Source organism: Thermovenabulum gondwanense (assembly GCF_001601575.1).
Lineage (GTDB): Bacteria > Bacillota > Thermosediminibacteria > Thermosediminibacterales > Thermosediminibacteraceae > Thermovenabulum > Thermovenabulum gondwanense.
Map to the genome: position 1 here is coordinate 1 of NZ_LOHZ01000002.1, position 692 is coordinate 692.

Genomic DNA, 692 nt, shown 5'->3' on the forward strand with positions numbered 1-692 from the left:
ATAACGCTCTTTTGCCAGTTCCTCCGGTGTCTTTGCCATCCTCCATCACCCCTCTATCCCCATTAATTCTTTGCACAGCCTTACTCCCTTTGCCGCATCGTCAGCCCACGCATCCGCCCCCGCATACTGCTTTACTCCTTCGTCTACCCTGCCGCCTCCTACTATTATCTTTATACCTTCCCTGAGTCCGGCTTCTTTAAGGGCGTCTACCGTCCTCTTCATGGAGGCTACTCCTGCCGTGATAAGACAGGACATTCCTACTATGTCGGGCTTGTGTTCCTTTACCGCTTCCACAAACTTTTCTTCCGGTGTGTCTATGCCTATGTCTATTACTTCAAAACCCGATGCCTCTGCAAATACCTTGAATATGTCCTTACCTATGTTGTGGACGTCTTCCTTTACGGTGCCCAGCACTATCCTTCCGAGTTTCTTCTCGTCTCCACCCTTGATCTTCGGCAGTGTGAATTCCATTATGTTCTTGAAAATTTCTCCGCCGAGTATCAGTTCTGACAGGAAGTATTCTCCTTTTTCGAATTTCTGTCCGATTACCCCCATGGCATCCCTGCAGGTCTCCAGCAGTTTCTTAGCATCCCCTCCTCCTTCTAAATACTCCTTTGCCATCGATACTGCTCCTTCTTCGTCCATGTCCACTATGCGGTTAAAAAGTTCCTCTAACATCTTTTATTCCCCCT

At 48.3% G+C, this 692-nt stretch carries 1 protein-coding gene; it reads right to left on the minus strand.

The window, feature by feature from the left end; all coding sequences use genetic code 11:
- Window positions 1-45: 45 nt before the first annotated feature.
- Window positions 46-678 carry a cobalamin B12-binding domain-containing protein gene (locus ATZ99_RS00025; protein WP_068747216.1) on the minus strand — a complete coding sequence of 211 codons (633 nt, stop codon included), beginning with the start codon at window positions 676-678 and terminating at the stop codon, window positions 46-48.
- Window positions 679-692 lie beyond the last annotated feature (14 nt).

Coding starts and splice junctions, on each gene's coding strand:
- ATZ99_RS00025 (WP_068747216.1), bottom strand. CDS start 678: ATGTTAGAGGAACTTTTTAACCGCATAGTGGACATGGACGAAGAAGGA.